Origin of the sequence: Myxococcus sp. CA056, from assembly GCF_013336715.1 — a bacterium.
In the GTDB taxonomy this organism is placed as follows: domain Bacteria; phylum Myxococcota; class Myxococcia; order Myxococcales; family Myxococcaceae; genus Myxococcus; species Myxococcus llanfairpwllgwyngyllgogerychwyrndrobwllllantysiliogogogochensis.
In genome coordinates this window covers 356,969-383,899 of record NZ_JABUMT010000001.1, presented here as the reverse complement: position 1 = coordinate 383,899, position 26,931 = coordinate 356,969, and the positions used below count along the sequence as shown (strand labels likewise).

17 protein-coding genes are annotated in these 26,931 nt (G+C 70.9%); 10 read left to right on the top strand and 7 right to left on the bottom strand.

The features are described 5' to 3' along the window. Positions 1-249 precede the first annotated feature (249 nt). The gene (locus HUA76_RS01545; protein ID WP_174459789.1) at positions 250-2,997 is read left to right on the top strand and encodes a CHAT domain-containing protein; all 2,748 of its coding nucleotides are present in this window, start codon (positions 250-252) and stop codon (positions 2,995-2,997) included. A gap of 10 nt (positions 2,998-3,007) precedes the next feature. Here HUA76_RS01545 and HUA76_RS01540 read toward each other — a convergent pair whose 3' ends face one another. Further along, positions 3,008-4,018, bottom strand: coding sequence for a cupin-like domain-containing protein (locus tag HUA76_RS01540; protein ID WP_174454480.1), 1,011 nt, complete (start codon positions 4,016-4,018; stop codon positions 3,008-3,010). A gap of 147 nt (positions 4,019-4,165) precedes the next feature. On the opposite strand from HUA76_RS01540, the gene HUA76_RS01535 reads away from it, so the two are divergent. From HUA76_RS01535 to HUA76_RS01520, 4 genes are all read left to right on the top strand, one after another. Continuing rightward, entirely contained in the window at positions 4,166-4,342 is a 177-nt protein-coding gene (locus HUA76_RS01535; protein WP_174454481.1) for a hypothetical protein, read from the top strand. A gap of 173 nt (positions 4,343-4,515) precedes the next feature. Beyond that, on the top strand, positions 4,516-5,073 hold the full coding sequence (locus HUA76_RS01530; protein ID WP_141643478.1) for an RNA polymerase sigma factor: 558 nt from the start codon (positions 4,516-4,518) through the stop codon (positions 5,071-5,073). Next, complete coding sequence (locus HUA76_RS46005; protein ID WP_141643479.1) at positions 5,070-6,503, top strand: tetratricopeptide repeat protein; 1,434 nt, start codon at positions 5,070-5,072, stop codon at positions 6,501-6,503. Before HUA76_RS01530 ends, HUA76_RS46005 begins: the two co-directional genes overlap by 4 nt. Before the next feature lie 152 nt (positions 6,504-6,655). Continuing rightward, positions 6,656-8,302 (top strand): acyl-CoA synthetase, encoded by a 1,647-nt coding sequence (locus HUA76_RS01520; protein WP_174459788.1) that lies wholly within the window; start codon positions 6,656-6,658, stop codon positions 8,300-8,302. A gap of 27 nt (positions 8,303-8,329) precedes the next feature. On the opposite strand, the gene gndA is transcribed toward HUA76_RS01520, so the two are convergent. The 5 genes from gndA to HUA76_RS01495 all read right to left on the bottom strand — a co-directional run bounded on the left by gndA (position 8,330) and on the right by HUA76_RS01495 (position 15,201). Beyond that, the gene (gndA, locus tag HUA76_RS01515; RefSeq protein ID WP_141643481.1) at positions 8,330-9,766 is read right to left on the bottom strand and encodes an NADP-dependent phosphogluconate dehydrogenase; all 1,437 of its coding nucleotides are present in this window, start codon (positions 9,764-9,766) and stop codon (positions 8,330-8,332) included. A gap of 21 nt (positions 9,767-9,787) precedes the next feature. Then, on the bottom strand, positions 9,788-10,459 hold the full coding sequence (gene pgl / locus HUA76_RS01510) for a 6-phosphogluconolactonase (RefSeq protein WP_141643482.1): 672 nt from the start codon (positions 10,457-10,459) through the stop codon (positions 9,788-9,790). Beyond that, positions 10,456-11,997 (bottom strand): glucose-6-phosphate dehydrogenase, encoded by a 1,542-nt coding sequence (gene zwf / locus HUA76_RS01505; RefSeq protein ID WP_141643483.1) that lies wholly within the window; start codon positions 11,995-11,997, stop codon positions 10,456-10,458. Before zwf ends, pgl begins: the two co-directional genes overlap by 4 nt. A 205-nt stretch (positions 11,998-12,202) precedes the next feature. Continuing rightward, a complete protein-coding gene (locus tag HUA76_RS01500; RefSeq protein ID WP_174459787.1) occupies positions 12,203-13,198 on the bottom strand; it encodes a collagen-like protein in 996 nt (331 codons plus the stop codon). Between the two features lie 134 nt (positions 13,199-13,332). Next, entirely contained in the window at positions 13,333-15,201 is a 1,869-nt protein-coding gene (locus HUA76_RS01495; protein WP_174459786.1) for a hypothetical protein, read from the bottom strand. Between the two features lie 160 nt (positions 15,202-15,361). On the opposite strand from HUA76_RS01495, the gene HUA76_RS01490 reads away from it, so the two are divergent. The 3 genes from HUA76_RS01490 (at position 15,362) to HUA76_RS01480 (ending at position 20,898) form a co-directional block, all read left to right on the top strand. Further along, complete coding sequence (locus HUA76_RS01490) at positions 15,362-16,087, top strand: 1-acyl-sn-glycerol-3-phosphate acyltransferase (protein ID WP_141643486.1); 726 nt, start codon at positions 15,362-15,364, stop codon at positions 16,085-16,087. A gap of 9 nt (positions 16,088-16,096) precedes the next feature. Continuing rightward, positions 16,097-17,980: a hypothetical protein gene (locus HUA76_RS01485; RefSeq protein WP_174459785.1), complete on the top strand. Its 1,884-nt coding sequence runs from the start codon at positions 16,097-16,099 to the stop codon at positions 17,978-17,980. Between the two features lie 152 nt (positions 17,981-18,132). Then, positions 18,133-20,898 (top strand): PQQ-dependent sugar dehydrogenase, encoded by a 2,766-nt coding sequence (locus HUA76_RS01480; protein ID WP_174459784.1) that lies wholly within the window; start codon positions 18,133-18,135, stop codon positions 20,896-20,898. Here HUA76_RS01480 and HUA76_RS01475 read toward each other — a convergent pair. After that, entirely contained in the window at positions 20,889-21,524 is a 636-nt protein-coding gene (locus HUA76_RS01475) for a hypothetical protein (protein WP_174459783.1), read from the bottom strand. The two genes, HUA76_RS01480 and HUA76_RS01475, sit on opposite strands and share 10 nt — an antisense overlap. 236 nt (positions 21,525-21,760) lie before the next feature. Here HUA76_RS01475 and HUA76_RS01470 point away from each other — a divergent pair, with 236 nt between their 5' ends. Together HUA76_RS01470 and HUA76_RS01465 are read left to right on the top strand one after the other, a co-directional pair. Then, a complete protein-coding gene (locus tag HUA76_RS01470) occupies positions 21,761-23,005 on the top strand; it encodes an exonuclease SbcCD subunit D C-terminal domain-containing protein (protein ID WP_174459782.1) in 1,245 nt (414 codons plus the stop codon). Beyond that, positions 23,002-26,928, top strand: coding sequence for an AAA family ATPase (locus HUA76_RS01465; RefSeq protein WP_174459781.1), 3,927 nt, complete (start codon positions 23,002-23,004; stop codon positions 26,926-26,928). The genes HUA76_RS01470 and HUA76_RS01465 overlap by 4 nt, the downstream gene beginning before the upstream one ends. Positions 26,929-26,931: the final 3 nt, after the last annotated feature.

Genomic DNA, 26,931 nt, shown 5'->3' with positions numbered 1-26,931 from the left:
GCATGCTCCACGGCCTGGGGACGCGCCGTCGTCCCGCACGTCCGCCGTTGCATGGGAGATCCGGACCTGCGTCACCGGTGCCGAGGATTCGGCGGCATGTCCGTTCGTACGAGACGGACGTGGACTCCCGAACGTCCGCACCCTGGGGGAGGGGTGTCTGCTTTCCGTCGAAAGTCGGCGGAGGCAGGAGGGTTGGTGTAGAACCCAACGCGTGGGCGGCTGCTTGGGGGAGGCGCCCGAGGGGGCAGCATGTTGAAGTCGACGTACGACAAGGCCCTGGTCCTGGCGTTGGCCGCGCCCGTGCTCGTTGTCACCTTCCTGCTCGCGCGCACACCGTCCGGGGGGAGCGGAGTGGAGACGCGATTCTGGGCCGAGCGCCGGGCGTCCGCGCGCATCGAGGCCCGCCTCACCTACCCGGAAGCCGACCGTTACCGTCCGCGCGTCTCCGCGGGTGGCTGTCTCATTCCTCCCGAGCCCATTCCGTTGAAAGAGCTGGCCCGGCTGGAGGAGGAGGGCGACTGGGCGGGCATCGCCGCCGCGTACGGCCTGCAGGGCGAGTGGAACCAGTCCGGCTCCTTCCTGGAGCGGATGACGTCATCCCCGGACCGCGACAGCGATCTGGCCGCCGTGCACCTGGCGAAGGGAGCCCACGAGCAGGCGCTGAGGTTGCTGGATGGCGTGCTGGCGACGAAGCCCCAGCACCCGCAGGCGTTGTGGAACCGCGCGCTGGTGCTGCGCGACATGGGGCTCACCATGAAGGCGGCGGAGACCTTCGAGAAGGTGGCCGCGCTCGGTGAGCAGGGATGGAGTCGCGAGGCGAAGGCGCACGCGCTGACGCTGCGCGAGGAGACGCTGGAGCGGGCGAGGAAGTGGCGCGGCGCGCGCGACGCGACGCTGGCGCTGATGGACGACGCGAAGGCGCCGCTGCCCCTCCAGGAAGCGCGTCAGAGTCCGGGGGTCGTCCGGCAGCACTTCTACGACGTGGTCCGCGCGGCGCCGTCGAAGGAGCGCGTGCTGGCGCTGATGCCGCTGGCGCGGGAGTTGGACCGCATCCAGGGCGGCTCCTCGCTCGGGGACTATGTGACGCGCGTGTCGTCCCGCGACTTCGCCCGCCGGGGTGAGCTGTCGCGGAGTTACGCGGAGGCGGTGCGCAAGCGCGCCGCCGCGCCGGAGTCGCTGGTGGAGATGGTGCGCGCCTCCAGTGAGGACGACCTCTTCGTCGGGCTGGCGCTGCACAACAAGGCCGCGCTGCGCTACCTGCCGGACCTGGAGTCGCGAACCCAGCGCGACCAGGACTCCTGGTTCAGCCTCTATCTGGAGCGCGAGCGGGCCCGCAAGGAGGTGGCGGACGGGGAGTGGTGGAAGGCCGAGCAGCGCCTGTTCAACGCGCTCCAGCGCTGCCGCGAGGGCGCCTTCTCCGTGCGCTGCGTGGAGCTGGAGGGCCGCCTGGGCATCCTCTACGCGGACCTGCGGCGGCTGACGGAGGCCGAGCAGCACACGCGCACCGCCTGGTCCTGGGCGCGCCAGCTCCAGGAGTGGGACCTGGAGCTGACGGCGCTGGAGAACCTCAACCACATCGCGAGGGACCGCGGCGATTTCTCCAGCGCGCTCGCCTATGTGGAGGAGTGGTCCGCGCGCGGCGGTCGCATCGACCCCTGCTACTGGCCGAACATCAATCGGGCCCACACGTCCTACCTGGCGCTGCGTCCGGAGGCCGCGCGTGACGCGCTGGCCGCCGCCGCCGCGTGCCCCCAGGCGCCGTTGGACCTGATGTTCGGCGCGACGTTCGCGGAGATGGCGCGCGCGCGTCCGGACCCGAAGGACGCGGAGCGGCTGCGCCACGTGTTCGACGTCGCGCGGGTCAACAACCCGATACCCGGCGACGCCGTGTACGCGCGCTACATCGAGGGCCGCTTCGCGCTGGACCGGGAGCATGAGCGGGGCGTGGAGTTGCTCACGCGCGCCATCGAGGACGCGCGGAAGCTGCCGTCCACCGACGTGCTGGCGCGCGAGTCGTGGACGCTGAGCTACTCCTCGCTCGTCACCGATGCGGGGCGCACCGGCGACTGGGCGCGGGTGCTGGAGTTGATGGCCGCGCAGCTGGAGACGCAGGTGCCCGCGAAGTGCGCGCTGGCCGCAGCGGTGCACAGCGAGCGCTCCGTGGCCGTCGCGCGCGGACCGGACGGCGAGCTGGTGGGCGACTACCAGGGAGACCGCAAGGCGCCCTTCGCCGAGAGCCCCAGCGCGCAGCTCATTCCCGAGCGGGTGCGGCAGGCGCTGCGAGGCTGCCCCCAGGTGGACGTGCTGGCCTGGGCCCCTGTCTTCGGGCGCACGGACCTGCTGCCCTCGGACCAGCCCTGGAGCTTCCGCATGGGCCGCACCGTCCCGCCTCCTGGCGGCGCGCCCTCGTCCCGGCGGCTGGTGGTCTCCAGCGTGGAGGCGCCCGCGCTCCTGCAACTGCCCCGGCTGCCCCCGTGGACGCCGTCGACCGAGACGGAGTCCACGGCGCTGGAGCTGCTGTCGGGCCCGGACGCCACGCCCTCGCGCGTGCTCTCCGGCATGTCGGACGCGACGGAAATCGAGATTCACGCGCACGGCATCAGCGACCCGGTCCTCTCCGACGCCGCGTTGGTGGTGCTGACGCCCGAGGGCAACGGCCGCTATGCGCTGACGGCGGACATCGTCCGGCAGCAGAAGCTGGCGGGCGCGCCGCTCGTCTTCCTCGCGGCGTGCAGCGCGGGGCGGCTGGCCTCCACCACCACCCATGAGCCCTTCAGCCTGCCGGCCGCGTTCATCGAGGCGGGCGCGCGCGCGGTGCTCGCCTCCACCGTGGACATCCCCGACGCCGCGGGCCGCTTCTTCGACGGCGTGCGCCAGCGCATCCGCGGCGGCACCGCGCCCGCCGTGGCCTTGCGCGACGAGCGACAGAAGTGGCTCGCGCGCGATGCCCGCAACGGCTGGACGCACCACGTGCTGCTGGTGGAGACGTCCGACTGAGCACGCGCCGCTAGAGCGGCGTGGGCAGGTACGTGTTCCCCTGGGGCACGAGGAAGTGGTGGAACGTGACGGACGCGCTCACGTCGAGCGCGTGCACCCAGTGCCACCAGCCCACGGGGATGAAGACCAGCTCTCCGGGCTCCAGCACGGCCTCCACCACGTGCGCTTCCGAGAACAGCGGGAAGCGCTCGGCGTCCGGGCGCGCCGCGTCCACGTGGCTGAACGTCCCATAGCGCGGGTACATCAGGTGGCGCTGGAAGGAGGGGATGAGCTTGATGTGCTTGCGCCCCATCACCTGCGCCAGCATCACGTTCATGTTGTCGTGGTGCAGCGGGGTGACGGTGCCCGCCGGGCCCAAGAGCAGCGTCATCATGTCCGGGCGGAGCTCCGCGTCGATGATGCCCTGGGGCGCGCGCACGTCGTCGCGCAGGGGCTTGAAGCCGTCGCGCTGCCAGTTCTCGTTGCGCGGCACCATGTAGTAGTCGTTCGTCGTGCCCCCCGTCGCCACGCGGTGCACGTAGTCGCGAAAGCGCATCGCCTCGCGGTGCTTCTCCGGCTCGGGCGCGTGGTCCGGGTTCGACTCCCGCCGCGTCATCACCTCCACCTCCGCGTCGCCCACGCGCTCCGCCAGGTACGGCAGCGTCCAGCGCTCCAGCGCGGGCCAGTCCTTCATCAACCCCGTCAGCACCACCGGCCGGTGGCCGAAGTAGTAGCGCGTGAAGAACTCGTCCGCGGACAGTCCCTCCCGCCGCTCCAGCGCCGCGTGCCCGCCCGACTGCCGGTGCAGCGTGCTGTAGACATCCATGACGGACTCCAGCCAGCCGTAGCGGCGCCCCAACCGCTGACACGCCTGGAAGAAGGGATGCGCCTCCACGCGCGCCACTTCCTCCCGCGCCACGTCCTCACCCACCCCCACGCCCATCAACGCGCGACAGGCCTCCTCCCGCGTCACCCCCAGCGCGAGGTTCTCCACCAGCCAGACTTGCCACTCCAATGCCAACCGGGACGTATCCGCGCTCATTTGGAAATCCTTGGATTTCACGACTCAATCCACCCCCCTGCCTCTCACGGAACCGCACCGGAGCATGGTAAGGACGGCGACAGTTTCAAAGTTTCATCCACCAGCAACTTGTACGTGCTGCCTGTATCCCAGCACGAGGAGCGAGGCATGACGCCCGGTTCCAAGCAGTCCCCGAGTGCGAAGGTCGTCGAGTCGAGTGCCGCGGACGCCCACGTGAAGAACAACTACGTGGACTGCGCCACCGAGGTGGGGGTGCAGCGCGAGCGCAAGCCCCTACCGATGCCGTCCACCCCCGCCCTGGCCTCCGCTCCGGAGCTCCGCTAGGCCGCTTCCCCGACCGGCGGCGGGGCCCGCACCCCCCGCTGAGATCCAATGCCCGGACGGGAATGACCCCCCTCCGGGCATTTCCTTGTCTGTGCCCTTGCGCTTTTTTCTCAAGGATCGGGCGCCTTCGCGTCTTTGACTGGGAAACCTGCCGCGCGAGCATGTAGGACAACATGGCAAACCTCTTCAACCGGGAGCGGAGGCGCTTTGAGGCGTTCATCCGACAGCACCGGCCCAGTCTTCTGGGTCTGGCGCGCCGGTTGTCCGCCCGTTCGAGCCTGGAGGCGGAGGACCTGGTCCAGGAGGCCTTCGAGCGGGCGATGCAGGACTTCGAGGCGTTGAAGGACCGGACGGACGCGGCGGCGGCGGCGTGGTTGTGCACGACGATGACCAACCGCTTCCTGGATTACTGCCGCAGGCAGCGGACGGAGTCGCGGGGGATGCCACACCTTGCCCTGGTGCAGGAGGGGGTGGCGCAGGGGGAGGCCCAGGAGAACTGGGAGCTGGTGAGCACCGAGGAGTTCCAGAAAGCGGTGGAGCGGCTGAAGCCGCACCTGCGCGACGCCTACCGGCTGCATGCGGAGGGCAAGCGCTACAACGCCATCGCCGAGCATTTCAACGTTCCCGTGGGCACGGTGGGCAGTTGGCTCACCCTGGCACGCAGGGACCTGAAGGACTTGCTGCTGCCACAGGTAGCGGTGGCCCGGGAGCGGGGGGCAACGAGCTCATGACGACGCCATGCACCAACAACCGACTGCACCTCTTCGTCGACGGAGAGCTTTCCGCCACGGAGGGTGAGGCCTTCCGGCAGCACCTGACGCGGTGCGCTGAGTGCGAATCGGGACTGAGGGACTTGCTGCAACTGGAGCTGCTCGCGGCGCGGGCGCTGGGGGGCGCTGCTCCGGTGGCCGAGCCGGTGGAGGTGGCCGAGCCGGTGTCCGCGAAGGTGGTGCCGCTGCGGGCCAGGCTCCAGAAGGTCTACCGCACCGCGGTGCCGCTGGCGCTGGCGGCGGGCCTGGCCGCGGTGGGGGTGTTCCGCTTTCAGGAGCCGCCCCAGATTCCGGACGCGGTATGGCTGGCGAGCGCGGACTCCCGCACGTTCGAGGCGCGGCTGAGCCACCCGAAGGCGGACCGCTTCCTTCCGTACAGCCCGATGCGCGGCACCAGTCACGCGTCGGAGATGTTGCCGCTTCGGCCGCTGGCGGAGCTGGAGGAGCGGCACGACTTCCGGGGCATCGCCGCGGCGTATGCGCTGCGCGGGGACTGGCAGCAGGCGGAGGCGTTCCTCGGGCGTGAGCCGGAGTCGGCGGACAAGGCGAACGACCAGGCGGTCGTGGCGCTGAGCCGGCAGCGGTACGAGGAGGCGCTGGGGCTGTTGACGAGCGCGCTTCGCCAGAACCCGAACCATGCGCAGGCGCTGTGGAACCGCGCGCTGGTGCTGAGGGAGAGGGACTTGCTGGACCGCGCGGCGGCGTCGTTCGACACCGTGGCCTCGCTGGGTGAGGAGGGCTGGAGCGCGGAGGCGCGTCGGATGGCGGCGGAGCTGCGCACGCAACTGGCGGAGGAGCGGGTGCGGTGGCGGCGGCAGGTGACGGACGCGTGGCTGACGCTGACGGGGGAGGCGCCCTGGGACGCGAAGCAGCTCGCGCAGCGGCCGGTGGTGGCGCGCGCGGCGCTGTACGAGGCGGTCCGCACGGTGACTTCGAAGGAGGGCGTGGAGGCGCTGTTTCCGCTCGCGAAGGAGCTGGACACGCTGGGGGGCGGCTCGGTGCTGCAGGACTACGTGCGGCAGGTGGCGACGCGGGACTTCGCCGCGAGGGCGCCGCTGGCGCAGGGGTATGCGGGGCTCCTGAGGGAGCGCGAGACGAAGAAGGACGCCACGGCGCTGTTGGAGTCGCTGCGCCGCTCGGGGGAGCGGGACATCTACTTCGGGGCGCTGGTGCATACGGGGAGCGCGGTGGTGGACGGCACGGCGCTGAGCGCGCTGCGCGGCTTCGCCGAGGGCACGCCGGACCCGTGGCTGCACCTGCTGGCCGAGCGTGAGAGCATCCGCCGCGAGCTGGCCGCCGGCCACACGGCGCTGGCGGAGAAGCAGCTGATGGACGCGATGCTGACGTGCAACGGGCTGGGCAACATCGTCCCGTGCATGGAGCTGAACTGAGGACGACGCGGCGTCCGCGCTGAGGTGTCGAGGGGTCGGTCCATCAGGGCCGGCCCCTTCGTCTTTGTAGGGCGCGTCGCGCTGTTGTCCACCGTGCGAACGCCGCACGGTGTGAGCGCGGTGTCCTTGGGGTGCGTGGCAGGCTCGCCCGCATGCCTGAGTTCGCGCCCCGCAACATGAGCGATTACGCGGCCACCCACCGTGACTTCCGATGGGAGCGGCCCGAGCACTTCAACTTCTCCACCGACGTGGTGGACCGGCACGCCACCGAGCGTCCGGAGTCGCTGGCGCTCTTGTGGTCCGACGAGTCCGGCCGCGAGCAGCGCTTCACGTGGCAGGGCGTGCGGCAGCGCTCGATTCACGCCGCGCAGTTCCTCGCGGGCCTGGGGCTGAAGAAGGGCGACCGGGTCTTCATCATGATGCCCCGGGTGCCGGAGTGGTGGTTCCTGGTGCTGGGCTGCATCCGCGTGGGCATCGTCTTCATGCCCGGCACGCCCATGCTCACCGTCAAGGACATCCGCTACCGACTGGTGGCGGCGGACGCCAACGCGGTCATCGCCGACGTGAGCTGCCTGGACCGCTTCGAGGGACTCGCGGGCACCGGCCGCGTGGAGACCTGGGTGGCGGTGGGCGATGGCGCCCCCGAGCCATGGGTCTCCTACAAGGCAGGCACGGTGGGCACCGGCGCGCATGGCCAGCCCTTCGCCGCCACGCGCGCGGAGGACCCGCTGCTCATCTACTTCACGTCCGGCACCACCGGCATGCCGAAGATGGTGTTGCACACGCACGCGAGCTACGGCCTGGGCCACGTGATTACCGGGCGGTACTGGCTGGATTTGACGCCGGAGGACCGCCACCTGACGCTGAGTGACACGGGCTGGGCCAAGTGTGCCTGGGGCAAGCTCTTTGGCCCGTGGAGTCAGGGCGCGTGCAACGTCGTCTACGACTTCCGGGGTCGCTTCGACGCGGGGAGGATTCTCAAGCTGCTGGAGTCCCAGCGCGTCACCACCTTCTGCGCGCCGCCCACCGCGTGGCGCTCGCTGGTGCTCCAGGACCTGAAGGCCTTCGACTTGTCGTCCCTGCGCCACACGGTGAGCGCGGGCGAGCCGCTGAACCCGGAGGTCATCGACTCCTGGAAGGCGGCCACGGGGCTGCACATCCGCGAGGGCTACGGGCAGACGGAGACGGTGGTGGTGGTGGGCATGTTCCCCTCGGTGGAGCCGCGCGTGGGCTCCATGGGCAAGCCGTCCCCGGGCTTTACCGTGGGCGTCATCGACGACACGGGGCAGGAAGTGAAGGACGGACAGGAGGGCGACATCGCGGTGCGCGTGGCGCCGGAGCGGCCGGTGGGGTTGTTCCAGGAGTACGTGGGGGACGACTCGGCCAACGCGGCCTGCCGCCGGGGGGACTGGTACGTCACCGGGGACAGGGCGGTGCGGGACGCGGAGGGCTACTTCTGGTTCGTGGGCCGCGCGGACGACGTCATCAAGACGTCCGGCTACCGCGTGGGCCCGTTCGAGGTGGAGTCCGCGCTGCTGGAGCACGCGGCGGTGGCGGAGTCGGCGGTGATTGGCGTGCCGGACGACAAGATTGGCCAGCGCGTGAAGGCGTACGTGGTGCTGGCACCGGGCTTCACGCCGTCACACGAGCTGGCGAAGGAGCTCCAGGAGCACGTGAAGCGGACGACGGCGCCGTACAAATACCCGCGCGAGGTGGAGTTCGTCTCCGAATTGCCCAAGACGGTGAGCGGCAAGATTCGCCGCGCGGAGCTGCGCGCCACGCCGCCGAAACCGGGGTGAGGACATCACCCCGGCTCCGAAGCGCTGTCAGCTGTTCCAGTCCGAGTGCACGAAGCCGGCGTCGGGCTTGTCCCGGCGCTGGTACGTGTGCGCGCCGAAGGCGTCACGCTGGGCCTGGGTGAGGTTCTGCGGCAGCTCCGGGCTGCGGTAGCTGTCCAGGTACGCCAGTGACGAGCTGAACACGGGCACGGGGATGCCCAGCTTCGTCGCCGCGCCCACCAGCTTGCGCCAGGACGGCGACAGCTTCTCGAGCACCGGCGCGAAGGCGTCCGAGACGAGGAGGTTGGGCAGCTCCGGCTGGCGGGTGAAGGCCTCCCGCAGCGGGGTGAGCAGCTTCGCGCGGATGATGCAGCCGCCTCGCCAGATGCGCGCCATCTCCGCCAGGGAGATGTTCCACTTGTACTCGTCTGACGCCGCCTGGATGAGCCGCATGCCCTGCGCGTACGTCACCACCCGCGCCGCATACAGCGCGTCATGGGCCCACGCCGCCAGCTGCGCCTTCTCCTCGGAGGACAGCGCCTCCGAGGGGCCCTTGAGCTTGTGGCTCGCCGCCACGCGCTGGTCCTTCATCGACGACAGGTTGCGCGCATCCAGCGCGGAGGCGATGGAGGGCACCGGCACGCCCAAATCCAGCGCCACCTGCACCGTCCACTTGCCCGTGCCCTTCTGCCCGGCCTTGTCCAGCACCAGGTCCACCAGCGGCTTGCCCGTCTCCGCGTCCTTCTTGCGCAGCACCTTGATGCTGGTCTCCAAGAGGAAGGACTCGGCGATGCCCTGGTTCCACTGCGCGAAGAGGTCCGCCACGCCCTCCGCCGACAGGCCCAGGCCCCGGCGCAGCACGTCGTACGTCTCCGCGAGCAGCTGCATGTCCGCGTATTCGATGCCGTTGTGCACCATCTTCACGAAGTGGCCCGCGCCATCCGGCCCCACGTGCGTGACACACAGGCCCTCATCGGTGCGCGCGGCGATGGCCTCCAGCACCGGACGCACCAGCGCGTACGCCTCCGTCGGGCCGCCGGGCATGATGGACGGGCCGTGACGCGCGCCCTCCTCGCCGCCGGACACGCCCACGCCCAGGAAGTGCAGCCCCTTGGACTTGCACAGCTCCTCGCGCCGGCGCGTGTCCAGGAACCAGGAGTTGCCCGCGTCCATGATGACGTCGCCTGGCGACAGGAGCGGGAAGAGCCGCTCCAGCATCTGGTCCACCGCCGCGCCCGCCGTCACCATCAGCAGGATGCGCCGGGGGCGCTCCAGCCGCGAGACGAACTCCTCCATCGACGCGGTGCCCTTCAGCTCCGGATGCCCGTGCTTCTGGTGCATCTCGTCGATGCGCTCCGGATGCCGGTCCCACGCCGTCACCCGGAAGCCGTGGTCCGCGATGTTCAGGGCCAGGGCCGCGCCCATGACGCCCATTCCCGCCACGCCGAACTGCGCGCCCGCCTGGGCGCTCGCTGCCGCACTCATGCATCCTCCGAGAAGGCCCGCTCACCGTCCCGCGGCGGCGGAGTCCAACATCCACTGCGCATTCGTCACCCGGGCCGCCGGAAGCGCCGGGTCGCCCGCGAGCGCCCGGTGCACCGTCTCCCGCTTGCCCGCGCCCGCCACCAGCATCAGCACCGCGCTCGCTGACAGCAGCGTCGGCATCGTGAGCGTCATCCGCCAGGGCGGCGGCTTGGGGCCCACCACGGACAGCACGCGCCGGCTCTGCTCCTCCAGCGCCGGGTGGCCAGGGAAGAGGCTGGCCGTATGCCCGTCCTCTCCCATCCCCAGCAACACCACGTTCAGCACCGGCGGCAGCTTCGCCTCGTACTCGCGCGCGGCGACTTCGCGGTCCCCGCGCTCGCCCTCCATGCGGAACACCTGCGACGGCGACAGCCGCAGCGGAGCCACCAGCGTCTCCTCCACCATGCGGTAGTTGCTGTCCGGGTGGTCCGGCGGAACGAAGCGCTCGTCCACGAAGTAGAGGTCCACCCGCTCCCACGGCAGCGTCAGCCGGGACAGCTCCCGGTACGCGGGGCCCGGCGTGCCTCCACCCGACAGGGCCAGGCTCACCCGCCGGTTCATCGCGAGCGACGTCTGGAGCGACCGAGCCATCCACTCGGCGGCCGCGCGCGCCAGGTTCTCCGGCGGGACGATGCGTGGAGGCAGCGCGCTCATAGCTGCGTCCACCGCCGCCCGTCGCGGGCCAGCAGAGCGGAGGCGGCCTGGGGGCCGGTGCTGCCGACCGCGTAGGAGTGCACCGTGCCGCCCTCGCCGGACTCCAGCGCCTGGAGGATGGGCGTCACGTAGGCCCACGCCTGCTCCACGCTGTCCTGCCGCGCGAAGAGGGTGGCGTTGCCGCGCATGCAGTCCAGGAGCAGCCGCTCGTACGCCTCCGGTACGGGCTTCTGGAAGCTCTCCTCGTAGTTGAAGTCCATGGTGACGCCCGCGATGTTGACGTCCTCTCCGGGCACCTTGGACTCGAAGGAGAGGGCGATGCCCTCCTGGGGTTGAATCCGCAGCGTGAGCACGTTGGGCTGCAGCCGCTGGCAGGTGGCGCCCTCGCCGGAGAACAGGCCGATGGGCACCGACTTGAAGTGGATGGACACCTCCGTCATCCGCTTCTTCAGGCCCTTGCCCGCGCGCAGGTAGAAGGGCACGCCCTCCCAGCGCCACGAGTCCACGCTGAGCTTCATGGCCACGTACGTGGGCGTGCGCGAGTCGGGCTTGACGCCCTTCTCCTTGAGGTAGCCCTCGTACTGACCGGCCACCACGGCGCGCGCCACCTCCTTGCCCTCCACGGGGCGCAGCGCGCGGAACACCTTGTTCTTCTCGTCGCGGATGTCCTCCGCGCCGAAGGACACCGGTGGCTCCATGGCGCACAGCGCGAGCACCTGGAGCAGGTGGTTCTGCACCATGTCCCGGATGACGCCCGTCTCGTCGTAGAAGCCGCCGCGGCCCTCCACGCCAATCGCCTCCGCCGCCGTGATTTCCACATGGTCGATGTGGTTGCGGTTCCACAGCGGCTCGAAGATGGCGTTGGCGAAGCGGAAGACCAGGATGTTCTGGACGGTCTCCTTGCCCAGGTAGTGGTCGATGCGGAAGATCTGCTTCTCGTCCAGCACCGCCGCCAGTTCGCGGTTCAGCTCGCGGGCGCTCTCCAGGTCGTGACCGAAGGGCTTCTCGATGACGAGCCGCCGCCAGGGCTTCGCCTGCGGATGCTCCTCGCGCTTGAGCAGCCCGGCGCCGGCCAGGCTGTGCAGAATCTGGGGGAAGGTGGAGGCGGGCGTGGCCAGATAGTAGAGCTGGTTGCCCTCGGTGCCCTGGCGCTTGGCGACCTGCTCCAGCCGCTCGCGCAGGCGCTTGAAGGACTCCGCGTCGTCATAGCCGCCGGAGATGCCCTCCAGGCGCGGGGCGAACTTCTGCCACGTCGCCTCGTCGAGCGGCTGCGTGCGCGCGAACTTCCGCAGCCCTTCCTTCACGTGGTCGCGGAAGGCTTCGTCGTCGAGCTGCGAGCGACTGAAGGCGACGACGGAGAAGTGGTCCGGCAGGAGGTTGGCGCGCGCCAGCTCGAAGAGGGCGGGGAACAGCTTGCGCTGCGCCAGGTCTCCCGTCGCGCCGAAGAGCACCACCGTGCATGGGTCCGGGCGCGTGGCGCGCAGCAGCGGGTCTCCCTCTCGGGGATGCGTCTCGATGTGCAGGCCCTGCGCGTCCATTCCGCTGCCTCCTCCGAGTGCCTTCGTGCGGGGCCACCTTACGCCGCTCTCGTTGCCTCGCGGCAAGCCAGAGTGCGCGCAGTGATGTGCGCGTGACGTCTGGAGCGTCCGAAAGAGCGCCTCGCGGGGCCTGCTCTAACGGCGGGCCTCCGGAGTCGCCACGCTCTGTCGAGGGAGGACCGTGCGTGGCGACCCTGGCGCGGACTCAGCGGTCGCCGCCGAAGGTGCCCACGAGCCGGATGTGGCTCTTGCCCGTCTCCGAGCACGTGAGGTCGAGGCTCACGCTCCAGGTGGGGACCTCGGAGTTCCAGGTGAGGCGCCCCGTCCAGGAGCCGCACGCGGAGGTGGGCAGCTGGCTGTTGAGTCTTATGCTGGTCACCCGGGAGTCCGGCAGCGTGTAGACGGTTCCCGGCGCCGGCAGGGGACGCTTGATGCGGAAGCTCACCCCGGTGAAGGCGACTCCGCACGTCGGAGCCCGGGAGGTGAAGTGGGTGAGGCTCACGTCGAAGCCGTCGTCCGTGGCGCAGTACGTCGGCGGCGAGCAGAACCACTCACCGGTGGTGGGCGTCGTGGAGTAGGTGCTGGCTTCGTAGAACACGCCCGTGGAGCTGGGGCTGGTCAGGTTCCAGTGGCAGGTGGGCTTCACCGTGCGACAGCACGCGGCGGCGTTCCCGTTGCAGCCGGTCGTGAAGCAGCCCATGGGATTGGTGGCCGTGCCATCTCCCTCGCACTTCATGCCCAGCACCGCATCCGTGCCGGTGCGCGTGCAGGACCACAGCGAGGTCCCTTCGCAGAAGGACTCGCCCGGCGTGCAGAGCTGGGGCGCCTGGCCCATGGGCCCCATCGGTCCCTGCGCCCCTGTGTCGCCCTTGGGGCCCTGGACTCCCTGGGGACCCACCACGCCGCGAGGCCCTTCCATTCCCTGCGGACCCTGTGCCCCCGTGGAGCCTGTCTCGCCGCGAACGCCTTGCGCGCCCTGAACGCCCTGCGGCCCGCGCTCACCGGTGTCGCCCTTGGGCCCCTGGGCGCCCTGGAGCCCCTGCTCTCCCCGAGGACCCGGCGGACCGCCCTCGGGACCTCGGGGGCCCTGGGGACCTTGCGGACCCTGGGTTCCGGTGGGGCCCTCGGTGGTGCAGGCGGCGGTGGTGAACAGGCAGCACAGCAGCAATGGCGCGAGTGCGCGCCAGGGGGTCTTCGTCATAGGGCGCGCCCGGTATCAGCTTGCCCTGCCGGGGGCAATACATCGCATGGGCCGAGACACGGCGAGTACGTGCCCCCGAATCCCTCTCATCCACGGCGTCTGCCTTCTGGAACCCCGGGTGAAGCGACCCGGGTTCAGATGCCCGGGGGCGGTGGAAACACCTGGGCGCGCAGCAACTCCGTTCTCCGGCGTCGGTGGGCATTGCCCTCGTCCAGCAAGGTGGCCAGCGAATAGAGCCGAAGCGCGGGCATGCGCTGCTCGTCCGCCTCCAGGGCTTCTCCACGCTCCGTGGCCAGGTCCGCGAGTCGCTCGCGCTCCACGGGCGAGGGCAACTCGCTCGACGGCTTGTACGTGAGCACGCAGCGCCAGCGCTTCAGGCCCCGTTCCGCTTCGCCGTCCCGGATGTCCTGCTCGAGAAGGCGTGTCAGTGCTTCTCGGTCCGGCGCCAGCGCCGCGCTTTTTCCTCCCGGACAGCGAGGGTCCTCCGTGGCCGACAGGCCGATGAGCTGCCACTCCGTCCCGCCGATATGCCGGAAGTTCGGCATCAGTCCGGGCAGTCTCGCCAGGTAGTGGCTCGGGCCGTGTGAGTCGAGAAGGAAGGGGGGCCCTTCCGACAGGAGGTAGTCCGAGAGGGCCTGGGGATTGCCCGAGTGATGCGCGATGGCATAGTCGCCGAGTCCCGCCACGTCGACGAGCTCCGCCTCGCGGAGCACCATGGCCTGCCCGCCCAGGTCCGGTGCCGCCACCAGCGGCCGGAGTTGACCCAGCTCGGCGGCGAGCCGCTTCACGCCCACGTAGTGACTGGCGACGTATTGGAAGGGCAGCTCCGGGGATGCCTTGATGCGAGGCGCGCGCAGCGTCGCCTCTCTCAGGCCTGGAAGACCCAGCCAGAGGGCCGCCACTCCCACGGCGCCCAAGCCGATGCGCGCGGGCCAGCGCCAGCGCTCACCGCGCGTGGTCAGCGCCGCCGCGCGCGCACGCACGCCCGACAGACCTGACGCCATGCACACGCCCAGCAAGGGCACCAGCGGCGCGATGAAGCGCCACTCGCGCATCCAGTCACCCGAGCGCCATGCGAAGAACCCACCCGCAGCCAGGAAGAGGGCGCCGAGCGCCGCGCTCCTCGCGGAGGCCACGCCTCCCATCAACCCCAGCACGGCGCCTGCCAGGGCGAGCTGAACCAGCGGGAGGGAGAGGTGGAGGTAGTCCTTCAGATATTTGCTTCCGTCGAGCTTCCAGAAGCGCTTGGCGTAGTAGGTGTTGGGGAACAGGTCCGCGAAGTAGGCCCACCTCACCGCGTACCATCCGCCCACCAGCACCAGCAGCCAGCAGGCGATGCCCAGCGCCTGTCGTCCGGTCCAGCGTCGCTCCAGGGTCCGGTGCGTCAACCACAAGAGGCCGGCGCCCAGCAGGTAGAGGAGTCCCTCGGGGCGGGTGAGGCACAGCAGCGCCAGCGCCAGACCCGCGCTCGCGCCCCGGCCCGTGCGCAGCTCGCGCAGGAGCAGGACGCCGGCCGTGGCCAGGAGGAGGGCCTGGAGTCCGGTCTCCATGCCGCTGGAAATCCACGTCATGTAGATGGGGCTGGTCGCGGCCACCCAGGGCGCCGCGACGTCCTCCAGTCGCGGACGGCGGCGCTCCGAGACAGGCCCCCAGAGCGCGAAGAGGGGCAGCGCCAGCAGACCCAGGATGATGCCCAGCGAGTGCGCGTACGTTTCGGGCGCCAGGCCCAGGGGCTGGCTCAGCCCCAGCAGCAGCGTCCACAGGGGATTCGAGAAGCCCTCCACGGGCTGCGAGTGAGGCGTGACACGCAGCCCCGCCCCCTCGAAGAAGCTGTGGCCGTAGGCGATGGAGATGGCGGCGTCGTCCACGACGGGCGTGGCGAGGTAGCCGCAGTGGTACGCCCCCGCCGCCACCGCGGCCAGGACAAGGCCGGCGGTCAACGCCAGCTCCCAGTCGGTCTTGAAGCGAGGGAGCGGTGGGTTGCTGGGCGTGGGGAGGCTCATGTACTCCGGACTTGGGGCAGGGCGCCGGGATGATAGCAGCGCCAGGCGGGCGGGCGTCCCGCGCACGTCGCGGGGGCCAAAAGGTGATATGCCCGGGCGTCCGTCTCGACCTCTCCCCGGCTTGTCGCGAGAGTCCCCTTCCGCTGCGCCGTGCACCGCGATGAAGTACCTCGTCACCGTCTGGTTCTGGCTCGTCTTCCTGCTCACGGCGCCCGTGCTCTTCACGCTGGGGGCGCTGCTGCTGCTCGTCACGTTCCCCGTCGACCGGGACCGCCGGATGTTGCACTGGCTGGTGTGTGGCTGGTGCCACTGGCTGTGGCTGCACCTGTCCCCAGGCTGGCGCACGCGCTTCGAGGGCCGTGAGCACCTGCCTCAAGGCCCGTGTGTCATCGTGGTCAACCACCAGTCCGCCATGGACATCCTCGCCGTCATGGGGCTGAACCACCCGTACAAGTTCGTGGCGAAGGCCTCGCTGTTCAACCTGCCGCTGGTGGGTTGGATGATGACGCTCCTGGCCTACGTGCCCATCGTCCGGGGCTCGTCCAGCGCCATGCACCAGTTGCTGGACCCGTGTCGCAAGTGGCTGCGTCGGGGCATGCCCGTCCTCATCTTCCCGGAGGGCACCTATGCGACGGGTGGACAGCGGCTGCCCTTCAAGCGCGGCGCCTTCCAGCTCGCGTTGGAGGAGCACGTCCCGGTGGTGCCCATCGTCGTGGAGGGCACGACGCAACTGCTCGACGGAGACGGGCCCTGGATGAACGCGCGGGCGTCCATGCGCGTGCGAGTCCTGCCGGCCCTGCCGCCGGAGTCACTGGGCGAGGACGCGGTGGAGCTGGCGGAGCGGGTGCGTGCGTTGTACGAGCGCACCCTCGCCGTCGGCGGCTGAGTCACGCGCATGGGCTGGCTACTCTGGACCTTGGAGACCTTGCTGGCGGTGGCCGCCGCGTGGGCGCTGTCCGCCGCGCTCCTGCGTGAGCGGTCCACGCTGGAGCGCTGGATGGCCGCGCTCCTGTTCGGCGCCGCGAGCATCCTCACCTGCGTCCAGGGGCTGGGCCTCTCGGGGCAGTTGGGCCGAGTGCAACTCGCCGTCGCGGGGCTCGTGCTCCACGGGGCCATGCTCGCGGTGGCCGTGCTGCGCGTCGGCGGCGCGGAGTTGCTCGCCCGACTGCGCGCCGACCTGGGCGCTCCGGTGCGCCTCTTGCGCGACATCCATCGGCGCCAGGAGCTGGCCGCCTGGGCGCTGCTGCCAGCGGTGTGCGCGCTCGTGCTCTCCTGCGTCGTCGCATGGTACTACCCGAACTGGGCCTGGGACGTCGTCTGGTACCACGTCCCCAAGACGAACTACGCGGTGCAGACGGGCAGCATCACCTGGGTGGACACCTCCGTCTGGTACGTCAACGGCTACCCTGAGCTCACCGAGCTGCTCTCCGTCTGGAACGTGCTGCTGCCCCGGCACACGCGGCTGGATGACCTGTCGCAGATTCCCTTCGGCCTGCTCGGGGCGCTCGCGGTGGCCGCGCTCTGTCGCCGGGCGAGCGCGAGCCCCGCGCTGGCCGCCTCGCTGGGCGCGATGTGGCTCACCCTGCCGGCGGTGTTCCTCCAACTGCACACCTCGCACGCCGACGTGGTGGCCGGCGCGCTGTTCATCACCGCCTTCTACTTCCTCACCGAGCGGGACTGGAGCCCCGTCGCGCGCACGCTGACGCTCCTGGCGCTGGGCCTGTACGCGGGCACCAAGGTGACGGGCCTCTTCCACCTCGCGCTCCTGTCGCCGCTGCTGCTGCTGCGAGGCGTGCTCGTCCTGCGACGCGCGAAGGGTGCGCGGTGGCGGACGCTGGGACAGGCGGGGCTCGCGGTCCTGCTGCTGCTCTGGCTGGGCGCACCCACGTACGTGGAGAACGCGGCGCGCACCGGCAACCCGTTCTGGCCCGCGCGCATGCGGGTGCTGGGGCGTGAGCTGGCGGGCCCCATCGGCGCGGAGGAAATCGCCGGGCCGCCGGCGTTCTTCGGCGCGCCCGGGGCCTTCGCGCGCATGGTGGACAACTGGAGCGCGCGCGAGGGGATGTACTGGCCCGACGTGCGCGAGCGCGCCTTTGGCTGGCTCTTTCCGTACCTGCTCCTGCCCGTGCTGTTGTGGGTGAGCGCGTCGGCCCTCTTCAGTCGTGAGCGCTGGTTCCGGTTGTCGCTGCCGCTGCTCGCGGGCCTGGCGGTGCTGGTTCCCGCGGCGTGGTGGGGCCGCTTCACGCTGGGGCTTCCCGCCGCGGGGCTGGTCGCGTTCGCCGTGCTGCACCGACAGGTGGGCACGCGCTATCTCCAGGCGCCGCTGTCCGCCCTCGCGGCCTTTCTCTGCGTGGCGTCCTTCGCGAAGGCCTCCGTGGGTTATCGGGTGTTGCCCACGCTGGGGCCGCGCGCCACCCCGGACGTGCGAGACGAGGACCGCCTCCGGTTGCAGATTGGCTGGCTGTGGCCACTGGAGGCGATGCACCTGCGCGAGCAGGAGCTGCGCCCCGGTGACGTGGTGGCGTACGACAGCGCGACGTCCTTCCTTGGCGAGTACTGGACGGACGACCTGCGCAATCGCGTCGAGTACGTCAACCACGAGGGCAATGACGGCGTGTACCTCGACAAGCTCCGCGCCCTCCGGCCGCGCTGGGTGAGCGTGCGTCGAGAGAGTCCCGCCGAGCATCTGCTGCGCGCACGGAGTCATGCCTTCGAGCGGCTCTTCGATTGTCCCCTCAGCTCCGCCGTCATGTATCGAGTCACCCGCGCGGACTGGTAGGTGTCTCGGCGGAAAGCTCCGTGTCGTGGCGCCACCTGGGAGTGAAGGCCACAGCCTCGCTGAAAGAAATCGGTGAGCGTGCGAACTCGCACGACGCATTCGGTTCAGTTGACGGACGGGGTGCGCGTGCCCGGTGCTGTATCTTCCGGGCCATGCGCCAACTCTTGATTCTGCTTCTATTGCTCGCAGCGCCAGTCTGGGCCGCCGTACCCACCGGCTTCACCGAGACCGTCTTCCAGTCGAGCACCCTGAATCAGGCCACGGGCATGGCGTGGGCCCCTGATGGCTCGGGGCGCCTGTTCATCACCATCAAGTCGGGGGCCATCCGGGTGGTCTCGACGGAGAGCGGCCTGCCGCAGACGACGACGCCAGGCGGCACCGCGCTGGTGACGAGCCTGTTCGCGACGGAGCCGGTCGTTCACACCAACAGTGAGTGTGGCGTCATCGGCATCGCGTTCGACCCGAACTTCACGGTCAACCGCTACGTCTACATCTTCGTCACCGTCTCCGCGTCGGAGCAGCAGATTGTCCGCTACACGGACTCCAACGGCACGGGCACGGCGCGCACGGTGATTGTCTCGCGGCTGCCCACTCGCGGAGAGAATCACGACGGCGGTGGCATCGGCTTCGGGCCGGACGGCAAGCTGTACTTCGCCGTGGGCGACCTGGGCAACGGCACGGGTGTGGATGCGGACCTGACGTCGATGGCGGCGAAGGTGAGCCGGGCCAACCGCGACGGCACGCCCGCCAACGACAACCCGTTCAACGACGGCGTGGGGCCGAACAACGAGTACATCTGGGCCCGAGGCGTCCGCAATCCGTTCACGCTGACCTTCCAGCCGAGCACCGGCCTGCTCTGGGTCAACGTGGTGGGCGACGGCTACGAGCAGACCTTCGTGGTGAACCGGCGCAACCACGCGGGCTACAACGACTATGAGAACAACCAGCCGGCCGGCAACGACTACATCACCCCCGTCATCAAGTACCGCACCAACAACATCGACACGCGCACCCTCACCGCGACGGGCGCCGCGCGCGCGGGCGGTATCGCCACCTTCACCACCACCGGCAACCACGGCTTCCGCAAGGGCGAGAAGCTCACCATCGAGGGCGTGTCGGATGCTTCGTTCAACGGGGACTTCTACGTCGCCAGCGTCCCCAGCGCGACGACCTTCACGCTGACGCAGACGGGCTTGCCCGATGTCGGCAGCGGCGGTGGCACCGCGAAGACCCAGGCCCTGGGGGCCTGCCTGAACGGCGGCGTCTTCTACGACTCCACGCTCTTCCCAGCCGAGTACCGCGGCAACTACTTCTTCGGTGACTATGTCTCCGGCAAGTTCGCGCGCGCCACGCTGGCGCAGGACAACACCGTGGCGACGGTGGACCTGTGGGGGACGGAGTTCAGCTCGTATGTCGACGCGACGGTGGGACCCGACGGCGCGCTGTACACCATCGGCGTCACCAACGGGCGTCTGCGCCGCATCGTGCCCAACGCTCCCGGACAGCGCCTGGTGGTGACCGGACTCTACCCGCGCGTCGTGGAGGGAGGCCGGGCCACCTTCACCGTGCGGCTGGCGGAGGCTCCCACGGCCCCTGTCGTGGTGGATGCCTTCAGGGCGGCGGGCGGCAGCACCGACCTGCGCCTGTCAGGTGTCTCCACCTTCACCTTCACGCCGGGGAACTGGAACGTTCCGCGCGTCGTGACGATTGAGGCGCTGGAGGACGCGGACGCGGTCGTGGACACGGCCACCTTCACCGTGGCGTCCAGCGGGCTGACCTCCGAGTCCGTGCTCGCGACCACCATCGAGGACAATTCCGCGCAGTTCGTGCTCTCGTCCAGCAACGTGAGCATCAACGAGGGCGGGACGGCGACGTTCGACGTGTCGATGAACCGCGCGCCCGCGAGCAACGTGAGCGTCACGGTGGCGCGCACCGCGGGCGACACGGACCTCACCGTGCAGTCCGGGGCCGCGCTCACCTTCACGACGTCCAACTGGAGCACGCCGCAGACCGTCACGTTGAGCGCCGCCTCGGACGCCGACAACGCGGATGGCGTCGCCACCTTCACCGTGTCGGCGACGGGCCTGGATTCGCGCGCCGTGACGGTGACCGAGGCGGATGACGAGCCGCTGGCGCCCGTCATCACCTCCACGGCTCCCCTCACCGCGGTGGTGGGCAACCCGTATCGCTACGATGTGGAGGCGCGCGCGAGGCCGGTGCCCACGTACACGCTCACCACCTCGCCGCCGGGGATGTCCATCGACGCGGCCACGGGCCTCATCTCCTGGACGCCCACCACGGTCATGACGGTGCCCGTCGAGGTGCGCGTGGCCAACACCGTGTCCCCGGATGCGACGCAGACCTTCTCCATCACCGTGAAGGAGGACGAGGCGCCCCGCGCGGTCCTCACGCGTCCCACGGCGGAGGAGCGCGTGTCCGGTGCGTTCTCGGAGTTCTACGGCGACTGCATCGACGACTACGGCTGCACGCGCGCGGAGTTCTTCGTCGACGGAGTGCGGCGGTACGCCGACGAGCGCACGGACAATCACTTCCACTTCGGCGGCGAGCACAACCGCTGGGACACGACGGACCTGGCGCCCGGTGGCCACCTGGTGAAGTTCGCGGTGGTGGACACCTCGGGGAAGCGGCACGAGGTCGAGGTGAAGGTGTGCGCCGGTGACGGTGACTGCACGCTGGTGCCGCAGGGGCCTCCGGATGCCGGCTCGGAGCCGGACGCTGGCGTGTCACCTGACGCGGGTTCGCAGCCCGATGCGGGTTCGCAGCCCGACGCTGGCCCCAGCCCTCAGTTGCCGGGGGAGGATGACGGCTGCGGCTGTGGCGCCGCCCCGGTGGGCTCGCTCGCGTGGGTGGCCCTGGCCGCGCTGGCGATGTCGCGCCGACGTCGCCGTCAGGCCTGACGGCTGCGTGCCTTGAGCACCGGTGCTCGCCTGGCGGCCTGAATCAGGGTGTCGGCCAGGGCGAGCGCCGGAGCGATGTGGGTCTCCAGCGCCGAGGTGGATGCGGGGACGCCCCGGTGCTCCGCCTCCAGCAGTCCCGCGACGATGGAGAAGCGCTGGTAGTGACGGTGGGCGCGCAGCAGGTGCTCGCCCACCTGGGGCGTGGTGAGCAGGGCGTGCGATTCCGGCGACAGGCCCTTCAGGTTGAGCGCCGAATCCAGCGCCACGTCACCCAGCTCCTCGTCGCGCACGCTGAACAGCTTCAGGAACTTGTCGCCCAGCCCCTCGGTTTCCAGGTGCAGCTCCTGGGGCACCACGTCGCTCACGTCCAGGCGCAGCACCATCACGTGGTACGAGCCCTGGTTCTGGCCGCGGACCTCGGTGAGCAGGGAGAGCTGCCGGTCCTGGTGGAGCCCCTGCACTTCCATGAAGTCCTTGGACTGGGTGAAGCTCCAGCCTCTCCGCGTCGCGAAGACGAGCCACGCCTTGCGTTGCCGACGCTTGTCCCTGGCGGCGAGGGTGAGCACGACCACGACGAAGAGCACCGTGCCCAGGAGCGCGAGCCATGGGACGAACGTGGATTCCATGCGGGAAAGCATCCCCCCGAGGGGACGGGCTCGGCCAGTCTCCCTGTCGGGTTCACCGCGCCCCCAGGACGCGTGGGGCCGGGTGGGGTCGCAAAGGCGCGAAATTCCAGGGGCTTGCCCGCATGTCAGAGGGAGCGTGTAAGGGAGCAGGCGCCCGGCGCTTGGAGCAGGCGGCTTCCCCGGAGGAGGCTGCCGGGCGGCCTGAGTGCCGTGGGGTGAGGGAGGGTGAACGCGGGATGCGCTTGCTGCACACGTCGGACTGGCACCTGGGACACACGCTGTACGACGTCTCGCGGGAGGCGGAGCACGGCGCGTTCCTGGAGTGGCTGCTGGACACGCTGGAGGCCCAGGCGGTGGACGCGCTGCTGGTGGCCGGCGACATCTTCGACACCTCCAACCCCAGCGCGGAGGCGCAGGCGGCCTGGTACCAGTTCGTCGCCAAGGCCCGGCGGCGGCTGCCCCGGCTGGACGTGGTCGTCATCGGTGGCAACCACGACTCCGCCGCGCGGCTGGATGCGCCGGACCCGTTGTTCGCGGCGCTGGGTGTGAAGGTGGTGGGCGGGCTGCCACGTGCGGGGGGCTCGCTGGAGTTGGAGCGACTGCTGGTGCCGGTGCACGACGCGAAGGGACACGTGGGCGCGTGGGTGGCGGCGGTGCCCTACCTGCGGCCCGCGGACCTGCCGCCGGTGCGGGAGGAGGCGGGGGACCGGTTGGTGGAGGGGGTTCGCGCGGTGTACTCGGAGGTGCTGGACGCCGCGCGGCACCGACGTCAGCCCGGTCAGGCGCTGGTGGCCATGGGCCACTGCTACATGACGGGCTCGGAGCTCTCGGTGCTCAGCGAGCGGAAGATTCTGGGCGGCAACCAGCACGCGCTGCCCGTGGAGCTGTTCTCGGACGATGTCGCGTACGCGGCGCTGGGGCACCTGCACAAGGCGCAGCGCGTGGGTGGGCGCGAGGGCGTGCGCTACAGCGGCTCGCCCCTGCCGCTGTCGCTGTCGGAGGCGGGATATCGGCACCAGGTGTTGCTGGTGGATTTGAAGGGGGACGCGCTGGAGGCCGTGCAGTCGCTGCCCGTGCCGCGTCGCGCGGAGATGATGCGCGTGCCGGCGCGGGACGCCGCGACGCTGGAGGAGGTGCTGGCGTTGCTGGAGGCATTGCCGGCGCTGGAGGAGGACGCGGTGGAGTGGCGGCGTCCCTACCTGGAGGTCTGCGTGTCGCTGCCCCGACCGGAGCCGTCCCTGCGGCAGAAGGTGGAGAAGGCGCTGGAGGGGCGCGCGGCGCGGCTCGTGAAGCTGACGCCCGCGTACACAGGCACGGGCGGCGCGCTGGCGGAGGTCCAGCCAGGGCTGTCGCTGCGTGAGCGCACGCCCGAGGACGTCTTCCGGGCGAGGTATGCGCGTGACTACGAGGAGCCGCCCTCGGAGGTGTTGCTGGAGGCGTTCCACACGCTGCTGACCCAGGTACAGGAGGACGCGTCATGAAGGTCCTCTGCATCCGGGGCAACAACCTGACGAGCTTCGCGGGGACGTTCGCGCTGGAGCTGGACCGGCCGCCGCTCGACAGGCTGGGACTGTTCGCGATTACGGGCGCGACGGGCGCGGGCAAGAGCACGCTGCTGGACGCGCTGTGCCTGGCGCTGTTCGACCGGACACCGAGGTTGGGCGGGCGGGGTGGTGTCCCGGTGGGGCGCGCGGACGAGGAGGAGGAGGCGCGGCTGTCCGCGTATGACGTGCGCGGCATGCTGCGGCGAGGCGCGGGCGAGGGCTTCGCGGAGGTGGACTTCCAGGGGAAGGATGGGAAGCGCTACCGGGCACGCTGGTCGGTGTGGCGGGCGCGCAGTCGCGCGGAGGGGCGCTTCCGGCCTCAGGAGATGACGCTCACGGAGGTGGCCACGGGACAGCAGTTCGGCCGCACCAAGGGCGAGGTGCTGGCGGCCATCCAGGAGCGGCTGGGGTTGTCGTTCGACCAGTTCCGCCGCTCGGCGTTGCTGGCGCAGGGGGAGTTCGCGGCCTTCTTGAAGGCGGATGCGAGCGAGCGCGCGGAGCTGCTGGAGCGGATGACCGGCACGGAGGTGTACAGCCGGCTGTCCATGGCCGCCCACGAGAAGAACAAGGGCGAGCAGGAGGAGCTGGCGCGCCGGGAACTTGGGCTGGCGGCGATTTCGCTCATGGAGGCCGGGGAGCGCGGCGCGGCGGAGGGGCGGCTCGTCGAGGAGGCCGAGGCGCGCAAGAGCGTGGAGGCGCAACTGGGGGAGGCGGAGGGCGCGGCGGCGTGGCACGCGGACCTAGCGGCGCTGGTGGGGGCGCAGCGAGACGCGGAGGAGAAGGAGTCGCGAGCGGCGGAGGCACTGGCGGCGGCGGCGCCTCGGGCGAAGAAGCTGGAGGAGGTCCGCGCGGCGGAGTCGTTCCGAGGGGCGGTGACGGCGGCGGAGGGGGCGGAGCGTCGGTGCGAGGAAGCGGACGCCACGGGTCGGGTTCGTGGCGCGGAGGTGGCGGAGGCGAAGGCTCGCGCGGCCCAACTGCTGGGTGCGTTGCGGGTGGCGGAGGAGGGGCGGCAGGAGGCGCGGTCGGCGCAAGAGGTCGCGGCGCCGGCGCTGGAGGCCGCGGCGGAGTTGGATGCGCGGAGTGCGACGGCCGCGCGTGACGCGGAGGAAGCGCGGGCGCGGGCGCGGGTGTCGGAGGACGAAGCGGTGAAGGCTCGGGCGGTGCTCGAGGAAGTCGTGGTCCGCGAGGAGGCCGCGCGGGTGGCGGGAGAGGGGGCTCGGGTCTGGTTGTTGGAGAAGGCCCACTGGGAGGCGCTCGCGAGGGAGTGGCCTCGCTGGCAGCGCGAGCTGGAGCGCTACGAGGTGGCGCTGGGCGAGGGGAAGACGGCGCGGGCGGCCGTGGAGAAGCTGCGCGGGGACGTGGATTTGCTGAAGGACGCGGAGCGTCTGAGGCGTCAGGAGCGGGACTCGGCGGCGGAGGCCGAGGCGCGGGCGCAGGCGGCGACGACGCATGCGGAGACCTCGCTGGGGGAGGGGACGGGCGTGGAGCGGCGGGTGCTGCGGGAGTCACTGCTCGCGAGGCAGGAGACGCTGCGCGCACTGGAGCTGGCCCGGCAGGGCCTGTGTTCGGGAGAGGCCGAGGCGCGAGAGGCCGCGCGTGAATCGGCGGTGGCGCGGGAGGAATCGGAGTCCGCGTCGGTCGCGGTGCGGGACTCGGCGGTGCGTCGGTTGGAGCATGAAGCGGCGCTGAAGGAAGCGCGCCGTGCGCTGTCCGTGGCGGAGGCGACACAGGGGCATGCGGCGCAGCGGGCGCTGCTTCGCGAGGGCGAGGCGTGCCCGCTCTGTGGTGCCACGGAGCATCCGTATCGGCATGAGGTGCCGGCCCTGGCGGGGTTGGTGGCGGAGTCCGCCGCGCGGGTGGAGACGCTGGAGTCCGAGCGGAATGAGTGCTCTCGCGAAGAAGTGGACGCGAGCGCGAGGCAGGCGGCGGCGCGAGCGCGAGTCACCCAGGCGGAGTCGCGGCGAGAGGGCGCGGCGGCCCGCTGTGGAGAGCACCGTGACGCGTGGGCGCGGGGCCGCGAGCAGTGGCGGCGGGTGCGGACTCAGGGCTCGGCGTCTTCGGGAGGTGGACCGGGACTGAGTGCGCGAAAGGGTGTTGTCGGGGCCCATGACTCCGAGTCGCCGGGTGGCGAAGAGGGTGCGGGAGTTCGTGACGCCACATCAGCCCCGGGAGTCGCCAGCGCGCGTGACGCCGCGTCTGCTCCCGAAGAGGGCTCGGGCCCGGAGGCGAGCGTCTGGCTGGAGGCAATGGTCGCCGAGGTCCAGGCACGGCTGTCCGCGCTGAAGTCCGAGGAAGAGGCGGCGGAGGGACTGGCCCGGACGGCGCGCGAGGCGCGAGCGGCGCTGGAGGCGCAGCGCACCCGACGTGAGGTGGCGGCCGATGCGCTCCGGCGCGCGGAAGAGTCCTTCACGCGAGTGGAGGGCGCGCTGAAGGAGGGGCTGGCCCGGGTGGAAGCGGCGGACGCGACGGTGCGACAGGTCCTGGCGGACGTGTCCCCCATCTTCGCCGCGGACGCGGGATGGGAGGCCAAGCTGGAGGCCGCTCCGGCGGACTTCCGCCAGAAGTGCGGCAAGCGCGTCTCCATGTGGAAGGAGCGCGAGGACATCGTCCAGAAGGCGAAGTCTCGGGAGGACGAGGAACAGCGACACCGTGCTCACGCGCAGGGCTTGCTGGAGGTGAGCGCTCGCCGTGCCGAGGAGGACGCCGCTCAGGCGACGCTCAAGGGCCAGGCTCGGGATGCAGCGGTGCGGGCCCGCGCCGCGCTGCTGGAGGGCCGCCCCACGGAGGAGGTCCGCGCGGAGCTGCGCGCGAAGCTGGAGGCGGCGCTGGCGGCCTACGAAAAGGCCCGCGTGTCAGCCGAAGCGGCACGACAAGCCGAAGGGGTGGCGCTGGCCCGCGCGGAGGATGCGTCACGCGACCTCACCCGTGCGCGGGCGGCCCGCGAGTCGGCCCGGAAGGAGCTGGAGCAACGGCTGGCGGCCCAGGGTGTGTCGCTGGACGTGGTGAAGGCGCTGCTGGCGAACGATGCCGCGTGGTGCGAGGCGGAGGCTCGGGCGCTGGCCGTGCTGCGCGAGGCCCAGGCCCAGGCGCGCGCGGTACGCGACGAGCGACGTGAGCGGCGCACGGGCCACGAGTCGAGCGGACCGCCCCGCTTGTCGGAGGAGGAGGCGACCACTGCCCGCGAGCACCTGCGAGGGGACGTGGAGGTGCGGCGCCGAGCCGAGGCGATGCTGCGCGCGAAGCTGGAGGCGGACGACGCGGCCCGTGCCCGTCACGGCAGCGAGGCCCAGGCGCTGGCGGAGCGCAGGCGCGCGGGCGAGGTGTGGAAGGCGCTGGGTGACCTCATCGGCTCGCATGATGGCAAGCGCTTCAAGGTCTTCGCGCAGAGCCTCACGCTGGACGCGTTGTTGCTGCACGCCAACGCGCACTTGCAAGAGCTGGCACGGCGCTACCGCCTGATGCGCGTGCCCGGACATGACCTGGACCTCCAGGTGGTCGACGGGGACATGGGGGACGAGGTGCGTGGCGTGGCCAGCCTGTCGGGTGGCGAGAGCTTCCTGGTGTCGCTGGCGCTCGCGTTGGGGTTGGCCTCGCTGTCGTCGGAGACGACGCAGGTGGAGACGCTCTTTATCGACGAGGGCTTCGGGACGTTGGACCCGGAGACGCTGGAGGTGGCGCTGGCCACGCTGGACGCACTCCAGGCCACGGGTCGACAGGTGGGCATCATCTCCCACGTCTCGGGGCTCGCCGAGCGCATCGGTGTGCAGGTGCGCGTGGTGAAGCAGGGCGGAGGCCGCAGCCGGCTGGTGGTGGAGGGCGACCTGGGCCTGCCGTACGTCGCGGTTCAGCAGCTCGCGTGAGGT